Genomic DNA, 17339 nt, shown 5'->3' on the forward strand with positions numbered 1-17339 from the left:
TGCGCCTTGCCGGCCGGCACTGGCAGCAGGCCATCACCGGCCGCACGCACCGGCACGAATCCGCCTGGCGCCCAGCCGATATCCCCGGCGCGGCTGGCAAACAGCAGGTTGAGCGGCGGCGCCCCCCAATGGTTGCGCGCGGTCAGGAACTCGTCCCAATTCCTGGCGCCGAACGCCCAGGTCGCGTTGAAATAGGCCGATGCGCCCGGTTTGCTCCAGGTGGCGCGCAGGGCAAAGCTCCTGCCGCTGGCCGGGTCTTCGTGGATGATCGGGCCGTCGTCGGTGAAACGAAGCACCACCTCGCGCGGGGCCTCGCCTTTCACGTCGATTGTCTCGCGCACTTCGGCGAATTTGGTCGCCTTGGGGTTCAACACCAGATCCTGCTGATCGATGGCAAAGATGGTCAGTGCCCAGGCAATATCCTCGTTGTGGCCGAAGCTGACACCGGGCAGCGCGGGCTCACCTGACCCTGCGATCTTCAGTTCCGGCGTGTCGATATGCGACAGGTATCGCAGATTGGGCACTGCGTGGGCGCGGTGCGGATCATTGGCCAGGATCGGTCGCCCGGTGGCGGACCTGCCCGGCGCGATCGCCCAGTTGTTGGAGCCTTCCAGCGTGTCGGGATCGGTGCGGCTGGCCACCTCCATCTGCTTGCCATCGAAGTGAACATCGCTGGTACCGAGCATGTAATCGGCCAGCACAGTATCCGGGATGCTGCACGGATCGAGGCCTTTGGGGATCGCGACAGGCCGTGCCGGTTCCAGTTGGCGGCGCAGCGGCTCATATTTCACGTCGCCGCCGCACAGGGCGCGGGCGCGCAGCACTTCGGATGGCACGTTGCTGGCCAGCGCGTTGGAACGGATGCGCACCACGTCGTCGGCGCTCCAGCGTTCGGGGCGGCTGCCGGTAGAGGTGAACTCCATCGGCAGCTTCTGCTGGCCGGATTCGACATCGGCCACAAAGGCGTTGATCCCGGCGGCAAAGGCCTCGGTCCAGCCCTTGGCTTGTGCCGGATAGGCTGCCCATTCCGCCGCCATGTCGCCGCGATAGAGCAGCAACCGCGCCGCGCGGTCCTGCGCAACGAACTGCGAGCCGAAACTGGCCGACAGCCGGCCGAGGCCGCGTTTGCGCCACAGATCGATCTGCCACAGCCGGTCGCGCGCCACGGCATAGCCCTGCAGGAAGAAGCCATCGCGAGCGTTGGCGGCATAGATATGCGGAATGCCGGCACGATCGATGATGATCTCGCCCGGCGCGGTGAGGCCGGGCAGCGACCGCCCCTCGGTGAAAACGCCGGGTGGCGTTTCCTGGGCGGTGGCCGCCGTGGTCAGCAGCAGGGCGGCAGCAACGGTGCGGATCATTCGGCCGCCAGCGCTGCAGTGGCCGGGGCCGCCTGCGGGCCGCGGATCAGGCCGCCGGGCAGGGCACCGGTCATCTGGCCGTTGCGGAAAGTGACATGCCCGTTCTTGATCGTCGCCACATAACCATCGGCTTTCTGCAGCAGGCGCTTGCCGCCGGCGGGCAGATCGAAGGCCAGCCAGGGCTTGCCCAGTTGCAGACGATCCAGATCGATGATGTTGAAATCCGCGAGATATCCCGGCGCGATGATGCCGCGATCGTGGAGGCCATAGAGTTTGGCCGTATCATGACACTGGCGGCGGATGGCGTTTTCGAGGGTAACGGTGCCGCGCGCCCGGTCGCGCACCCAGTGCTGCAGCAGATAGGTCGGGCTGGCGGCATCGCAGATGGTGCCGCAGTGAGCGCCGCCGTCGGACAGGGAGATCACCGTGTCGTCGCGATTGAGCAGGCCCTTCACGAAATCGAGGTTGCCATCGGCATAGTTGAGGATGGGGAAATAGATGAAGCCCTTGCCTTCATCGCGGCTGAGCAGGTCATAGGCGTATTCGGCCGGGTCCTTGCCGGCGGCCTTGGCCATCGCAAAGATGGTCTCGGCCTGGGTCGGCTCGTAGTTGAAGCCTTCCGTCATCTCGAACTGCAGCTGCCAGCCCATCGCGACCGCCATCAGCAACGGCATCACGTCGGTTTCGGGCCAGACATTGTCTTCCGCCAGCAGCTTGGCCTTGAAGGCCGGGTCCGTAAGGTGCGCCCACTGTTCTTCCCACGGCAGCGCCTCGATCGCCTGCCAGCTCGGTTTGAACTTGAACGGGTGCACGGTGCCGCGCCACGCCATCAGGATGCCGTTGCCGCGAATGGCGATCTGGGCGACGATGTTGGCACCTTCGGCATTGGCGCGCGCTGTCTCGCTCATCTGCTCTTCCCAGGGCAGTTCCTTGGCGATGGATTGCAGCATGGCGAAGGTGACGGGCAGGCCGGTTTCGCGGCTCATTTCGGCCATCCAGCCGAATTCGTCCCACTCGCGGCGCAAGTCGCTGGCCATTTCGAACACGCCGTGGCCCACCTTGCCCATGGCGCGGCCGATGGCGATCAGCTCGTCCTTCTCGGCCGTGGTGCCGGGCACGAGTTCGCCGTCGATCGACTTGTGCAGGATGGTGCGGCTGGTGGAAAAGCCGAGCGCGCCGGCCTTCACGCCATCGGCGACGATTTCGGCCATCTTGGCGATATCGTCCTCGGTGGGCTTTTCATTGCGCGCGCCGCGTTCGCCCATCACATAGGCGCGCACGGCGCCGTGCGGCACATGGGTCGCCACATCGATGGTGCGGGCACGTTCTTCCAGCGCATTCAGATATTCCGGGAAGGTCTCCCAATTCCACTGCATGCCTTCGGCCAGCGCGGTGCCGGGGATATCTTCCACCCCTTCCATCAGCCCGATGAGCCACTGGTGCTTGTCGGGCTTGGCCGGCGCGAAACCGACACCGCAATTGCCCATCACCACGGTTGTGACCCCGTGCCACGACGAGGGCGCCATTTCCGAATCCCACGTCGCCTGCCCGTCATAATGGGTGTGGATGTCGACAAAGCCGGGCGTGACGATCAGGCCAGTGGCATCAATCTCCTCGCGGCCTTTTGCCGTGATGCTGCCCACCGCGGTGACGCGCCCCCCATCGACGGCGATATCGCCCACAAAGCGTGGATTGCCGCTGCCATCAACGATGGTGCCGCCGCGGATCACGAGATCATGCATGGCCAGTTCCTCCTGAAAAGTGCGGCGGAGGATGCCAGATCGACACAGCGGCGCAATCCTGCCGCTTTGCAGTGGGCTCAGCCGCGCGGCGCGGTCGCCTGCTCCGCCTGCTGCGGGCGTTCCGGATCGGGCGGCAGATGGCCCCAGCGGTCATCCGCCGTCACCGGCGCGGGCTGGCTCTGCTCCACGCCGCAGGCGGTGAGGCAGGCAAGCGCCAGAATCAACAGGGGGATTGCTCTCATGGCGGCCAATGTGAGGAAACATGACATTTTGGCAAGGGGGGGGGAATGGCGCAGCCGCTGAACTGGTCGCAGGGCAACGGGATCGCGCGCCGCTGCGAACACTGCCATGAAACCGCAACATGGCCGCTTCATTGCGCCAGCGGGGCAACGGCGTTAAGGCGCAAGGCATGAGCAACAAGGTGACTTCCGCCGGCGATGACGCGATCATCGAAACGCGCGATCAGCTGGTTTCGGTGTTCGAGGGCGGCGCCAAGCCCCGTGACGCCTGGCGCATCGGCACCGAGCACGAGAAATTCGTGTTCCGCACCGCCGATCATGGTGCGCCTTCCTATGCCGAGCCCGGTGGCATCCGCGACCTGTTGATGGCGATGACCCGCTATGGCTGGGAGCCGATCCTGGAAGGCGGCAATGTCATTGCGCTGAAAGGCGCGGACGGCAACATCAGCCTGGAACCAGCCGGCCAGTTCGAACTGTCGGGCGCGCCGTTGGAAAATCTGCATCAGACCTGTGCGGAATCGAACCGCCACCTGAAGCAGTGCCGCGAACTGGGGGAGGAACTGGGCCTGGGCTTTCTCAGCCTCGGCTTCTGGCCCGACAAGACGCGCGCTGAACTGCCGATCATGCCCAAGGGCCGTTACGATATCATGCTGCGGCACATGCCGCGTGTTGGCAGCCTCGGCCTCGACATGATGCTGCGCACCTGCACCATCCAGACCAACCTGGATTATGGCAGCGAAGCCGACATGGCGCAGAAATTCCGGGTTAGCCTGGCGCTGCAGCCGATTGCCACGGCGCTGTTTGCCAATTCGCCGTTCACGGAAAATACGCCCAACGGCTTCAAGTCGTTCCGCAGCCATATCTGGACCGACACCGATCCGGCCCGCACCGGCATCCTGCCCTTCGTGTTCGAAGACGGTTTCAGCTACGAGCACTATGTCGATTATGCCCTCGATGTGCCGATGTACTTTGTCTATCGCGACGGCCGTTACATCGATGCGGCGGGCCTCAGCTTCCGCGATTTCCTCGCCGGCAAATTGTCGGTTCTGCCCGGTGAGAAGCCGCGGCTGGGCGACTGGAAGGATCACCTGTCCACCGCTTTTCCGGAAGTGCGGATGAAGGGCTACCTGGAAATGCGCGGTGCCGATGGCGGGCGCTGGGATCGCATCTGCGCGCTGCCGGCGCTGTGGGTCGGCCTGCTCTATGATCAGACGGCGCTGGATGCGGCATGGGACCTGGTCAAGCACTGGACGCCAGAAGATCATGCCCGCCTGCGCCGCGAAGTGCCGGCGCTGGCGCTGGGTGCGGCCAGCCCCAATGGCGGCACGCTGAAGGCGCTTGCGGCCGACGTGCTGAAGATTGCCGATGCCGGCCTTGCCGCGCGGGCTCGGCTCAACAGTGCCGGTGATACCGAACAGGGCTTTCTCAATCCGCTGCGTGAGATTGTTGCCAGCGGCATGACCAACGCGGATCGGCTGCTCGCGCTCTACAATGGCCCCTGGGGCGGCGACATCAGCCGCATTTACGAGACCGAGGCCTATTGATCGCAGCAGAGCGGTTGCCCTGTTGCGGTAACCCCACTGGCTGGCGCAATACCGGTGGACTGTTGCAGCAGGGCCACTGTTGTTGAGCAGACAAATCGCACCCTTGCACGCCTCTTGACGGCAACAGGCAAAGGTTAAACACTCTCCATGTGTCACGAACCGGACCACTCCATGGTTGGAGACAAGGCCGGTCGCTGACCGTTTTTGGGGAGAAGATTGATGGGGGTGATGCGCCTTCGCAACAGCTGCGCGGCTGTAGCCTTGTTTTCCACGATTGCAGTTATCGGCAGCCCCGTGTTCGCACAGGCGGCGCCCCAGGCAACGGCCGATACCGAGGCTGTTGAAAGCGAAATCATCGTCACCGGCAGCTTCATTCGTGGCACCCGCGAAGATGCGGCGATGCCGGTTGATGTGTTCACCGCCGATGATCTCAACAAGCAGGGCGTATCCTCGCCGCTGGAGTTCATCAAGCAGCTGCCCTCTGTGGGCGCCACGCTGGGTGATTCCAACCAATATGCCACCGCATCGCAGGGCTTTCAGGGCAATGGCTCGCTGAACCTGCGCGGCCTTGGCCCCACCCGCACGCTGGTGCTGTTCAACGGCCGCCGCACCGTGCTGGCGCCGGGCGATGGCTTCATCGATACCAACCTGATCCCGATCTTTGCTTTGCAGAATATCGAAGTGCTCAAGGATGGCGCAGCCGCCACCTATGGTTCCGATGCCATCGCCGGCGTGGCCAACTTCACCACCCGCCGCAACTTCAACGGCGTGATCATTCAGGGCGACTGGGATGCGATCAAGGGCTCCGACGACAATTGGACCAGCTCGATCCTGATCGGCAAGACGTTCGGCAAGGTCAATCTGATGGCTGGCTTTGGCTGGCAGCATCGTTCCACGCTTCCCAACTATGCCCGCGAATTCAGCCGCACCACCTATCAGCAGAATCCGTCGGGCTGGTCGGCGCTCGGCACGCCGGGCTTGTTTGCCGCCTCCTATCTCAACAATGGCGCGATCCAGACGCAGACCGCCCGTGACGGCGGCAACGCCGGCTGCGCGGCGGTTGGCGGGGTCAATGACGGCGCGTTGTGCCGGTTCAGCTTCATTCCGTGGAACAACATCATCGAAGAGGAAGATCGCTATCAGGGCTATGTGCAGGCCGATGTCGATCTGACCGACCGGACCAAGGTCCACCTGGAATTCATGTATGCCCAGACCGATCTGAACTCGCTGGGCTATTCTCCGTCGTTCCCGCCCACGCAGGGCCCGCGCGGTTCGGGTTCGGCCAACGCCTTCACGGTGAGCCCCAACAACCCGGGCGTCCCGGCCTTCCTGGCGCAGAGCGGCCTCGCCCCCTCCACGCCTGAGCGGCCATTGGCGGCGGTGACGGCGGTGTTCTGGCGGCCGTTCGGCTGGCTGGGCAATCCGGCTGATCCCGATCGCGGCGCTGGTGTTGGCCGGGCCAACAACAAGGCGTATCGCGCATCGGGCGGCATCGAACATGAGTTTTCCGACAATTTCCGCGGCCAACTCTATGGCACCTGGTGGCGGTCGGAACGCCGGACTGCCGTGCCGGATATGGTCGGTTCGCGGCTGCAGGCAGCTTTGAACGGTTTTGGCGGCCCCAATTGCACCGGCACAGTGGCGGGCCAGAATGGCTGCCAATGGTTCAACCCGTTCCTGAATGCCGCGCAACCGATTTCGATCCAGGGCCTGACCAATCCCAATTTCGTGCCAGGCGCGTCGAACTCGCCTGAACTGGTCAACTGGATGCACGTGAAGAACGGCACGTTCCAGGTGGAAGAACAGACGGTTGTCGATCTGATCTTCTCGGGTGAAACCGGGATTGATCTTGGTGGCGGGCCGATCGCCTATGCCTTTGGCGCGCAGTATCGCGGCAACGGCTGGTCGAGCCGTCCGATCAACGCCGAATCCGATCTCAACCTCAACCCGTGCTTCCGCGAAGGCGATCTCAGCTGCGTTGGCACCCCGATCGAAGGCGTCGGTCCGTTCATCTTCCTGGGTGGCACACGCTTTGAACGCCAGACGCAGAACGTGAAGGCGATCTTTGCCGAAGTGAAGATCCCTGTCACCACCACGCTGGAAGTCACCGGCGCTGCCCGCTTTGAAGATTATGGCGGCTCGGTCGGCTCCACCTTCAACCCCAAGGGCACGGTGCGCTGGAACCCCACCGATTGGCTGGTGCTGCGCGGTTCGGTGGGCACCACCTTCCGTGGCCCGCAGGCCAACCAGGTCGCCCGCAACCAGATCACCAGCCTGGCGGGCATCCAGGCGGCGGCCAACAACTTCAAGTCGGTCGATATCTTCGGCAACCCCAATGATCTGGGGCCGGAAACCGCCTTCACCTACAACGTGGGGGCAGTGGTCTCCACCGGCGGGCTGACCGTTTCGGTCGATTACTGGAGCTTTGATTTCAACGACCGCATCACCACCACCCCGGCACAGGCCATCGCCACCAGCGTGGCCAGCGGCGCCGTGGCGGCTAACGGCACAAGGTTCGCCAATTGCAGCAGCGTCTTTGCCAATCTGGTCACCTTCCAGGGCGGTGCTTGCAACCAGGGCGTCACCACCGGGTTCGACATCAGCCGTGTCCGCACCGACTGGGTGAACGGCCCCGGCATCAAGACCAGCGGCATCGACGTGGCGGTGGATTACAATGTCGATGTTCTGGGCGGGAAGCTGAACATCGGCGGCCAGGGCAGCTTTGTGCTGGATTACACGTTCGAAGATTTCATCTTCCGCGGCGTGCTGGTGCAGTCGGGCTATCAGGCCAAGGGCTTCACCAACTATTTCCGTGATCCGCTCACCATCTCGCCGTTCCGCGGCAATGCCTGGATCAACTACAACATCAGCGGCATCAACGCCCGCTACCAGGTGCGCTATGTCGCTGGCGTCACCGATGATCGTTGCGTCGGGTTGACCAACTGCACCGCCACCAGCTTTGGTCCGGTCAACTTCGGCCGCGAAGTCGAAAGCTTCACCCAGCACGACTTCCACCTGCAATATGATCTGCCGCCGATTGCCGGCGTGAGGACGCAGCTGCAATTCTCGGTCGAGAATTTCACCGACGCCGATCCGCCCGCTTCGCGTCTGGAGCCGTCCTACGATCCGTTCATCGGCAACGCGCTTGGCCGCGTGTTCCGCTTCGGTGCGCGGGTGCAGTTCTGACGATCTGAACCTGGACAAAGGCGCGCGGCGTGGCCCAACAGGCCACGCCGCGCTGCTTTGTGGTCAACCTGTCTGGCGCGCGTAGTTTTCGGCGTCGAACCAGCCGCGCGAGGCGGCGATCTGTCCGGCTGCGTTCAACTCCCAGGCTTCCCATCCGGTGACCGATACGGGCTTGCCACTCGCCACGTGGGTGCCTGTGAAGGTCCACAGGTAGATGGCGGTCAAGCCGGCCGCGCGCACGCCGTCACAGCGCAGCACCATGTCGGGAATGTCGGCCAGGAAACCGGCGGCCATCTCGGCCACGCCGGCGCGGCCCTGCCACAGCGGCCCGCCATTGATGCTGATGCCGCCATCAGTCGCATAATGGTCCGCCACGGCCTCCGGGCGGCCGCTGTTCCATGCGGCGGTGTAGCCAGCCGCGATGGCGGTGATGTCGATCACAACCCCCGCCGGGCGCAGGCATAAAGCGCGATGGCGCCGGCGTTCGACACGTTCAGGCTCTCGACACCGCTGATCGGCAGCCGGGCGAGCTGATCGCAATTTTCGATGGTGAGGTGGCGCAAGCCTTCGCCTTCGCTGCCCAGCACCAGCGCCGGCTGAGATTTGCCCAGCGCCGTTTCCAGCGTGTCGGGCGCGCTGCCATCCAGCGCGATGCGCCAGAAGCCGGCATCGCCGATCTCGCCCAGCGCGCGCGCCAGGTTGACCGTGCGCACCCACGGCAAGGCTTCCAGCGCCCCGCTGGCGCTGCGGGCGAGCACGCCGGTTTCGGCCGGGCTGTGGCGATCCTGGGTGACGATGGCGCGGGCATTGAAGGCCAGGGCGGAGCGCATCAGCGCGCCGACATTGTGCGGATCGGTCACCTGATCGAGCACGATGATCGGACGGTTGTCGCCATCATTGGCCTCTTTCAGGATATCGCCCAGCCAGACATTCTCCAGCGGTTCCACTTCCAGCACAAACCCCTGGTGCGGCGCATCTGGCGGGCACATCCGGCCCAGATCATGATCGTCGCCAATCTGCACCTGCAGGCCTTGCGGGATCACGATGGTCTTGGACGTTGCCGGTGTCAGCCACAATTTGCGGAACGACCGTTCCGGATTGTCGAGCGCGGCAAACACCGCGTGCCGGCCATAAAGGCGCGGGAACGGGCTTTTCTGGCGCATCTGGTTCTTTGGGTGGGGACTGCGGCCCATGGCAATTATCCGGTAGCTGAAAAACCGCTGCCATAACGGCGAATGCAGCCGGATGCCATGGCCAATGCAGGGAAAGGCCCGACAGGTGGTGGAGGGGGTTGGATTTGAACCAACGTAGGGTGAAACCCGGCAGATTTACAGTCTGCTGCCATTGACCGCTCGGCCACCCCTCCACTGCCGCTTCGCGCGGACCTGTCGGGAGGCGGCCTAGTGCGTCAGCGCTGCGCGCCTGTCAACGCCAGATTTCAACGCCCCTTTTGCGAAACCAGTCAGCGAACCTGGGTATCAGCCGCGATCGGGTACCACCCGGTCCCGCCCCAGCCGCTTGGCGGTGTAGAGCGCGCCATCGGCCCGTTCGATCAACTGGTCCGGCCCTTGCCCGGCGCGATGTTCGGCCACGCCGGCGGAGAAGCTGATGCGGCCCATGCTGCTGCCATCCACGGCACTGCGCAGCACTTGCCCGGCCAGATCGGCGCGGATGCGATCAATGCGCCCGGCGGCGGCCTGCACGGAGGTGGCCGGCATCACGCCCACGAATTCCTCGCCGCCCAGCCGACCCACGAAGCCGCCGTCTTTTTCCAGCCGTTCTGCCAGATGGCTGGCCACGAACCGCAGCACATCATCGCCCATGGCGTGGCCGAAGCGATCATTGAATCGCTTGAAATGATCGATATCCACCACCGCCAGCGCCAACGGTTGGCCCGCCGCAACGGCTTCGGTCTGGGACTTTTCCACTGCGGCCAACAATCCGCGTCGGTTGAACACACCGGTCAGCGCGTCGGTAACGGCGGCACGCTCGGCCTGGGTGAGGCGATCGGCCAGCGCCCGGCTTTCGGCGGCGGCCTGCTCCAGTTCATCGAGCAGGCGGCCATTGGCGGCCTGCACGGCTGACGTGGCGGCGCTCAACTGTTCCAGCAGGCCGGCGAGCGCCGTCGCGTCCATCGGACCGGCCAGCCGTTCGCCACCATCGGCGATGGCGCGGCCATAGTCGGCCAGATCGGTCTGGCCGCTTTCGATGCGCTTGGTCAGCGCTTCGGCCTGGCCATGGGCCTCGGCGATCAACTGGTTGACCTGGGCCTCGCTCATCTGGCCCAGCAGCGTTTCGCGCAGGCTCATCACCGCGCCAAGGGTCAGCCCATCGCTGGCCATGGCCTTGTCGATGGCCAGTGACAGTTCGGCGTCCTCGTCGCGCACATAGCGCCACAGCACGTCGTACACGGCGGGTTCCGGCGGCAGCCCGGTCTGGATCAGCAGTGCGCGGATCTGATCATACCAGGCCAGCGGGCCGGTGCCGGCGGGAAGGGCAACGTCGGGCGGCGTTGGCATCGCTGCCTGTGCCACCATCGGCCCCGGCTGATGCTTCATCTGATTGACCCTCCCGCGCTGATTGACCTGCACCGAAAACGGCGGCGAGGGCGGGGGGTTTAGGCTGCGCGGGGAGAAAGAAGCGCAAGGGCCGCAGCAAATCCGCGGCGGAGCCTGCCCCGGCGCAGGCCGGGGCCGAAGCGGTTCGGCTGGCCTGAAGGCCAACCGCCCGACAGGCGCTGCGATGGAGCGGGTAGCGGGAATCGAACCCGCATAGCCAGCTTGGAAGGCTGGAGCTTTACCACTAAGCTATACCCGCGCTGTCTTGGCCAATAATCCAGCCGCGCCGCGGCCGCAACCTCTTGCAGCCACGGCGCTTCTCCTACAGCCTCTTGCACCTGCCGGCCCGTCTCTTTATAGCCGCGCGTCTGCACACAGGAGTGTAGCTCAGTTGGTAGAGCATCGGTCTCCAAAACCGAGGGCCGGGGGTTCGAGCCCCTCCACTCCTGCCAGCAGCCCCGGGTTTTCGGCCACAAGCGGTTGAAAAACAGGGGCGTTGGGCCCATTTCGGGAAGTGTGGGCAGCGTCCATTCGGCCGGTCACGGGGCTTCCCGTACCGGTTATTGGCGTTGCCGGCGTCGGGCAATTGCGCCTGAGCGCTGCGTTGTGTGATTCGTGTTGAGCGGAACGGCAAAGGGTGATGGCGTGAGTGAGGCCAAGGCAGAAGTGGCGAAGAAGCCCCGGGTTTCCCCGGCGGAATTCGTGCGCCAGGTGCAGACCGAAACTCGCAAGATCGCCTGGCCCACCCTGCCCGACACGGTGCGCATGACGATCATGGTGCTGATCATGACCACCTTGCTGTCGGTTTTCTTCCTTGGGATCGATCAGATCCTTGGTCGCACCGTCAAATTCCTGCTCAGCCTCGCTGCCTGAGGAACGCTATGTCGCGCTGGTACATCATTCACGCCTATTCCGGTTTCGAGAACAAGGTGAAGGAATCGATCCTTTCCGAAGCCCGTCGCATGGGCCTTGAAGCCTTCATCGACGCCGTCGAGGTGCCGGCTGAAACCGTCACCGAGGTGTTCAAGGGCAAGAAGCGCCAGATCGAGCGCAAATCGATGCCCGGTTATGTGCTGGCCAAGCTGGCGATGACCGACGACGTCTATCACCTCGTCAAGAACACGCCGAAGGTGACCGGGTTCCTGGGCCAGCAGAACAAGCCGCAGCCGGTGAGCGAGGCGGAAGCCGCCCGCATGCTGAACACCAAGACCGAGGAAACCCCTGCGGCCAAGATCAAGAAGAAGGCCAATTTCGAGATCGGCGACAGCGTTCGCGTGCTCGATGGCCCATTTGCCAGTTTCAACGGCCTGGTCGAGGAAATCGACTACGATCATGGCCGCGTCAAGGTTTCGGTGTCGATCTTCGGCCGGGCAACCCCGGTCGAACTCGGCTTCGAGCAGGTGGAAAAGCAGAAGTAATTCAGCACTTTCACCACAGGCGTGGGAGGCCGGTTGCCCCGGCCGCTAGCACCACACAACAAGGAGCGGCCACATGGCCAAGAAGATTACTGGTTACATCAAGCTGCAGGTGAAGGCGGGTTCCGCCAACCCCTCGCCGCCGATCGGCCCGGCACTGGGCCAGCGCGGCGTGAACATCATGGAATTCTGCAAGGCGTTCAACGCCAAGACCGAATCCCTGGAAAAGGGCACCCCGATCCCGACCGTCATCACGGTTTATGCCGACCGTTCGTTCAGCTTCATCACCAAGCTGCCGCCGGCGAGCTATCTGCTGAAGCAGGCGGCTGGCCTGAAGTCGGGCGGCACCACGCCGGGCAAGGGCGCACCGGCCGCCAAGATCAAGCAGTCGCAGATTCGCGCCATCGCCGAGCAGAAGATGCCCGACCTGAACGCGAACAGCATCGAGATGGCGATGAAGACCATCGAAGGTTCGGCCCGCGCAATGGGCTTCGAAGTGGTGGAGGGCTGATCACATGGCTATGACCAAGAAGGCCAAGGCTCTGGCCACCGCGGTTGACCGCGAGAAGCTGTATTCGATCGACGAAGCAATCGGCCTGGTGAAGAGCCTGGCCACCGCCAAGTTCGACGAGACCATCGAAGTCTCGCTAAACCTGGGTGTCGATCCCCGTCACGCCGATCAGATGGTGCGCGGCGTCGTCACCCTGCCCAAGGGCACCGGCAAGACCGTGCGCGTGGGCGTGTTCGCCCGCGGCGCCAAGGCTGATGAAGCCAAGGCCGCCGGCGCCGACGTGGTTGGCGCCGAAGACCTGCTGGAACTGGTGACCGGCGGCACGATCGATTTCGATCGCTGCATCGCCACGCCCGACATGATGGGTCTGGTTGGCCGTCTCGGCAAGGTGCTGGGCCCCAAGGGCCTGATGCCGAACCCGAAGCTGGGCACCGTGACCATGAACGTGGGCGAAGCCGTGAAGGCAGCCAAGGGTGGCCAGGTTGAATATCGCGTCGAAAAGGCCGGTATCATCCATGGCATCCTGGGCAAGGCCAGCTTCCCGCAGGACGATCTGCGCGCCAACTTCAACGCGCTGCTCGATGCCGTGATCAAGGCCAAGCCGACCGGCGCCAAGGGCAAGTATCTGCTCAAGGTTGCCGTCAGCTCGTCGATGGGCGCCGGCATCAAGGTCGATCCGTCGTCGACTGGCCAGTACGCCTGATACCGCGCTGAGCGCAAAAACGGGGCCGGGAGGAGCGATCTTCCCGGCCCCTTTTCTTCGTGCTGCGAACCGGAACCGGCAGCGCCCGCCGCCGGCCATCCGCTTCACTGGACAGCAGGCAGATACGCTGGCCAGCCGCTGCAGTTGCACCGCGCCGGTAAAGTCGGGCATTGCGCGGCCCGCGCACGCCCGTGTTGGGCTTGACTCTGGTCGGTCCACCCCGTAGTGCGCCGCATCCGTCCATGCCAGAAATGGCTGGACGACCGTCCGAGATTGCAGGTGGGTTTTGCCCTTAAGCCATTTGGGCCTGCATGAGACGAGGTTGGTTTTCCCTGGTCGAGCCTGGCGCCCGATCTGGTCTGCACTGGGTGTTCCCGGTGTGGTGACGATCCTCTTCGGACGGGCCTGGTGCCCGCTCCTTCCCAGCGATGGTGATTGGCAGGTGCAAGGCTCATGAGCCGGCGCAGTATCATGCTGCGTCATCACCGGCCTGCCAAGCCCCCGGGCCTGGCAGGCATGAAACCAAGGAGTGAGCATGGATCGCGCCCAAAAAGCCGAAGCCGTCTCCAGCCTGGCCAAGACGCTGACCGAAACTTCGGTCATCGTGGTCACGCGCAACCATGGCCTGACCGTCGCGCAAGCGAGCGATCTCAGGAACAAGATGCGCGCTGCCGGTGCCAGCTACAAGGTGACGAAGAACAGCCTTGCGCGCATTGCGCTCGAAGGCACGCCCTACCAGCCGATCGGCGACCTGCTGACCGGCCCGATCGGCCTTGCCACGTCCACCGACCCGGTGGCCGCTGCCAAGATCGCGGTGGAATTCGCCAAGACGACCGACAAGTTCGAGATCGTCGGCGGTGCCATGGGCAGCACTGTCCTCGACGTGAATGGCGTCAAGGCTCTCGCCGAACTGCCGTCGCTTGATGCGCTGCGCGCCAAGATCATTGGCCTGGTCAATGCACCGGCGACCAAGCTGGCCCAGCTGGCCAATGCGCCGGCCGCCAAGCTGGCCCGCGTCTTCTCGGCCTATGCCGAAAAAGATGCCGCCTGAAGCCTTCGAACACCAACCCATCTGAAAACACTGGAGAATTAAAATGGCTGACCTGAACTCGATCGTTGAACAGCTTTCCGCCCTGACCGTGCTGGAAGCCGCTGACCTTGCCAAGATGCTGGAAGAAAAGTGGGGCGTGTCCGCCGCTGCGGCCGTGGCCGTGGCCGCTGGTCCGGCTGCCGCTGCTGCCCCGGCTGCTGAAGAGCAGACCGAATTTGACGTGATCCTCACCGGCGACGGTGGCAAGAAGATCAACGTCATCAAGGAAGTCCGCGCCATCACCGGCCTGGGCCTGACTGAAGCCAAGACCCTGGTGGAATCGGCTCCGAAGGCCATCAAGGAAGGCGTGTCGAAGGCTGACGCCGAGAAGATCAAGAAGCAGCTCGAAGAAGCCGGCGCGACGGTGGAACTCAAGTAAGCTCCAACGCTTCATGCCGGCCCGGCCGGCAGGAAACAGGAAAGGGGCAGCTCCAGCAGGGGCTGCCCCTTTTACTTTGGCGCATCGCCGCACCCCGCACATCCTCTTGCCCAAATCCGACAAAGCGCCTATCTGCCGCCCATCACCGGAAGGGCAATTGATTCCCGACCGGCCTGCCGCCTTTCGAGACACGGCCCGTAGCGCGATCGGGCCGCGACGAATGGAAGGGTGGCAGGGCTTCTATCGCCAGTGACCGTGCGACATTCCGCTGCAGCGGGGTGACGTGCGGTTTTTGCTGTTTTTCCAGACGGGCGTGCCTGCTGGAAGCAAAATTTTGACGAAAAGGCGACCGCAACACATGGCCACCCAGATGAAGCCGCCCCAGGGCGTGAAGCCGTTCAACAACCGCCGCCGCATCCGCAAGAACTTCGGCCACATCGGCGAAGTGGTGCAGATGCCGAACCTCATCGAGGTGCAGCGCGAAAGTTATGAGCAGTTCCTGCGCTCCAACCCGGCGGTGGGCTATGTCTCCGGCCTTGAAAAGACCCTGCGCAGCGTTTTCCCGATCCGCGATTTCGCCGGCACGGCCGAGCTGGATTTCGTGCATTACGAACTGGAAGAACCGAAGTACGACACCGATGAATGCCGCCAGCGCGGCATGACCTATGCGGCGCCGATGCGCGTCACGCTGCGTCTGATCGTCTTCGAAGTGGATCCCGATACCGAAACCCGCTCCGTGCTCGATATCAAGGAGCAGGACGTCTACATGGGCGACATGCCGCTCATGACCGGCAACGGCACCTTCATAATCAACGGCACCGAGCGCGTGATCGTTTCGCAGATGCACCGTTCGCCGGGCGTCTTCTTCGATCATGATCGCGGCAAGACGCATGCCAGCGGCAAATATCTGTTTGCTGCCCGCGTGATCCCGTATCGCGGTTCGTGGCTGGATCTGGAATTTGACGCCAAGGACATCGTGAACGTCCGTATCGACCGCAAGCGCAAGCTGCCGGTCACCACCCTGCTCTATGCGCTGGGCTGGCATTCGGAAGAGATCCTCAACCTGTTCTACAACCGCGTCATCTGGGTGCGCGGCCATGGCGCTAACAACGAAGCCGGCTGGAAAGTGCCGTTCGTCGAAGCCAACTATCGCAATGCCAAGCCAACGTTCGACGTGGTCAACGCCGACACCGGCGAAGTCGTGTTCCCGTCGGGCACCAAGATCACGCCGCGCATGGTGCGCAAGGCGACCACCGATGGCCTGACCAGCCTGCTGATCCCGACCGAGGAAATCTTCGGTCGCTATTCGGCGTTCGATCTGATCAACGAAGCCACCGGTGAAATCTATATCGAGGCCGGTGACGAACTGACCGCGGAAAATCTGGAAAAGATCGACCGCGCGGGCCAGACCAGCATCGAACTGCTCGACATCGATCATGTGTCGGTGGGTCCGTGGATCCGCAACACGCTGATGGCCGACAAGGTGGAAGAGCGCGACCATGCGCTCGCCGAAATCTATCGCGTCATGCGCCCCGGCGAACCGCCGACGCGTGAAACCGCTGAAGCCATGTTCTATGGCCTGTTCTTCGATCCGGACCGTTACGACCTGTCGGCCGTGGGCCGCGTCAAGATGAACATGCGTCTGGCGCTGGACTGCCCGGATGATGTGACCGTTCTGCGCCGTGAAGATATCGCTTCGGTGGTGAAGACGCTGGTCGAACTGAAGGACGGCAAGGGCGAAATCGACGACATCGACAACCTCGGCAACCGTCGTGTGCGTTCGGTCGGCGAACTGCTGGAAAACCAGTATCGCGTTGGCCTGCTGCGCATGGAACGCGCGGTGAAGGAGCGCATGTCGAGCGTCGATATCGACACCGTCATGCCCAACGACCTGATCAACGCCAAGCCGGCCGTGGCTGCGGTGCGCGAATTCTTCGGCTCGTCGCAGCTGTCGCAGTTCATGGACCAAACCAACCCGCTCAGCGAAGTCACCCACAAGCGCCGCGTCTCGGCCCTCGGCCCGGGCGGTCTTACCCGCGAGCGCGCCGGCTTCGAAGTGCGCGACGTTCACCCGACGCACTATGGCCGCATCTGCCCGATCGAAACGCCGGAAGGCCCGAACATCGGTCTGATCAACAGCCTCGCCACCTTCAGCCGCGTCAACAAGTACGGCTTCATCGAAACGCCCTACCGCAAGGTGGATAACGGCAAGCTGACCGACGATGTCGTCTATCTTTCGGCCATGGAAGAAGCCCGCCACACTATCGCGCAGGCCAATGCCGGCGTTGATGCGGGCGGCACCTATGTCGAGGAACTGATCTCGGCCCGCCAGGCCGGTGAATTCCTGATGGCTCCGGCCAACACCATCACGCTTGCCGACGTCAGCCCCAAGCAGCTGGTGTCGGTGGCCGCGTCGCTGATCCCGTTCCTGGAGAACGATGACGCCAACCGCGCGCTGATGGGCTCGAACATGCAGCGTCAGGCGGTGCCGCTGGTGAAGGCCGAAAGCCCGTTCGTGGGCACCGGCATGGAAGGCACGGTTGCGCGCGATTCGGGCGCTGCCATCGCCGCCAAGCGCACCGGCATCGTTGACCAGGTGGACGCCACCCGC

The 17339-nt window shown here is 63.9% G+C and carries 15 protein-coding genes and 3 tRNA genes; 10 read left to right on the plus strand and 8 right to left on the minus strand.

What is annotated here, in order from left to right; translation table 11 throughout:
- The 3 genes from RT662_RS12985 to RT662_RS12995 form a co-directional block, all read right to left on the minus strand.
- The coding region (locus RT662_RS12985) for a penicillin acylase family protein (RefSeq protein ID WP_313671126.1) at positions 1–1361 on the minus strand (1361 nt) is incomplete at its 3' end.
- Complete coding sequence (locus RT662_RS12990; protein WP_313671127.1) at positions 1358–3103, minus strand: D-aminoacylase; 1746 nt, start codon at positions 3101–3103, stop codon at positions 1358–1360. The genes RT662_RS12990 and RT662_RS12985, both read right to left, overlap by 4 nt.
- Positions 3104–3180: 77 nt before the next feature.
- The gene (locus tag RT662_RS12995) at positions 3181–3345 is read right to left on the minus strand and encodes a hypothetical protein (RefSeq protein WP_313671128.1); all 165 of its coding nucleotides are present in this window, start codon (positions 3343–3345) and stop codon (positions 3181–3183) included.
- A gap of 167 nt (positions 3346–3512) precedes the next feature.
- On the opposite strand from RT662_RS12995, the gene RT662_RS13000 reads away from it, so the two are divergent.
- Positions 3513–4886: a glutamate--cysteine ligase gene (locus RT662_RS13000; protein ID WP_313671129.1), complete on the plus strand. Its 1374-nt coding sequence runs from the start codon at positions 3513–3515 to the stop codon at positions 4884–4886.
- A 294-nt stretch (positions 4887–5180) separates the two neighbouring features.
- Positions 5181–8072: a TonB-dependent receptor domain-containing protein gene (locus tag RT662_RS13005; protein ID WP_313671130.1), complete on the plus strand. Its 2892-nt coding sequence runs from the start codon at positions 5181–5183 to the stop codon at positions 8070–8072.
- 63 nt (positions 8073–8135) lie between these two features.
- On the opposite strand, the gene RT662_RS13010 is transcribed toward RT662_RS13005, so the two are convergent.
- From RT662_RS13010 to RT662_RS13030, 5 genes are all read right to left on the minus strand, one after another.
- Positions 8136–8513, minus strand: coding sequence for an ester cyclase (locus RT662_RS13010; protein WP_313671131.1), 378 nt, complete (start codon positions 8511–8513; stop codon positions 8136–8138).
- A complete protein-coding gene (gene rlmB / locus RT662_RS13015; RefSeq protein WP_313671132.1) occupies positions 8510–9235 on the minus strand; it encodes a 23S rRNA (guanosine(2251)-2'-O)-methyltransferase RlmB in 726 nt (241 codons plus the stop codon). Before rlmB ends, RT662_RS13010 begins: the two co-directional genes overlap by 4 nt.
- Positions 9236–9351: 116 nt before the next feature.
- Positions 9352–9438, minus strand: a tRNA-Tyr gene (locus RT662_RS13020).
- A 112-nt stretch (positions 9439–9550) separates the two neighbouring features.
- Positions 9551–10630, minus strand: coding sequence for a GGDEF domain-containing protein (locus RT662_RS13025; RefSeq protein ID WP_313671133.1), 1080 nt, complete (start codon positions 10628–10630; stop codon positions 9551–9553).
- A 185-nt stretch (positions 10631–10815) separates the two neighbouring features.
- A tRNA-Gly gene (locus tag RT662_RS13030) sits at positions 10816–10889 on the minus strand.
- 117 nt (positions 10890–11006) lie between these two features.
- Between RT662_RS13030 and RT662_RS13035 the strand changes: the two genes are divergently transcribed.
- The 8 genes from RT662_RS13035 to rpoB all read left to right on the plus strand — a co-directional run.
- A tRNA-Trp gene (locus RT662_RS13035) sits at positions 11007–11082 on the plus strand.
- A gap of 193 nt (positions 11083–11275) precedes the next feature.
- Entirely contained in the window at positions 11276–11503 is a 228-nt protein-coding gene (gene secE, locus RT662_RS13040; RefSeq protein ID WP_273461689.1) for a preprotein translocase subunit SecE, read from the plus strand.
- Positions 11504–11511: 8 nt separating this feature from the next.
- Positions 11512–12048 (plus strand): transcription termination/antitermination protein NusG, encoded by a 537-nt coding sequence (gene nusG / locus RT662_RS13045; protein WP_022679374.1) that lies wholly within the window; start codon positions 11512–11514, stop codon positions 12046–12048.
- A gap of 73 nt (positions 12049–12121) precedes the next feature.
- The gene (rplK, locus tag RT662_RS13050; RefSeq protein WP_313671134.1) at positions 12122–12556 is read left to right on the plus strand and encodes a 50S ribosomal protein L11; all 435 of its coding nucleotides are present in this window, start codon (positions 12122–12124) and stop codon (positions 12554–12556) included.
- Between the two features lie 4 nt (positions 12557–12560).
- Entirely contained in the window at positions 12561–13259 is a 699-nt protein-coding gene (gene rplA, locus RT662_RS13055; protein WP_313671135.1) for a 50S ribosomal protein L1, read from the plus strand.
- A gap of 535 nt (positions 13260–13794) precedes the next feature.
- Entirely contained in the window at positions 13795–14310 is a 516-nt protein-coding gene (rplJ, locus tag RT662_RS13060) for a 50S ribosomal protein L10 (protein WP_313671136.1), read from the plus strand.
- 43 nt (positions 14311–14353) lie between these two features.
- A complete protein-coding gene (gene rplL / locus RT662_RS13065) occupies positions 14354–14728 on the plus strand; it encodes a 50S ribosomal protein L7/L12 (RefSeq protein ID WP_313671137.1) in 375 nt (124 codons plus the stop codon).
- 358 nt (positions 14729–15086) lie between these two features.
- On the plus strand, positions 15087–17339 hold a 2253-nt coding region (gene rpoB, locus RT662_RS13070; RefSeq protein WP_313671138.1), incomplete at its 3' end, for a DNA-directed RNA polymerase subunit beta.

The organism is Sandarakinorhabdus sp. (assembly GCF_032115815.1).
GTDB lineage: Bacteria > Pseudomonadota > Alphaproteobacteria > Sphingomonadales > Sphingomonadaceae > Sandarakinorhabdus.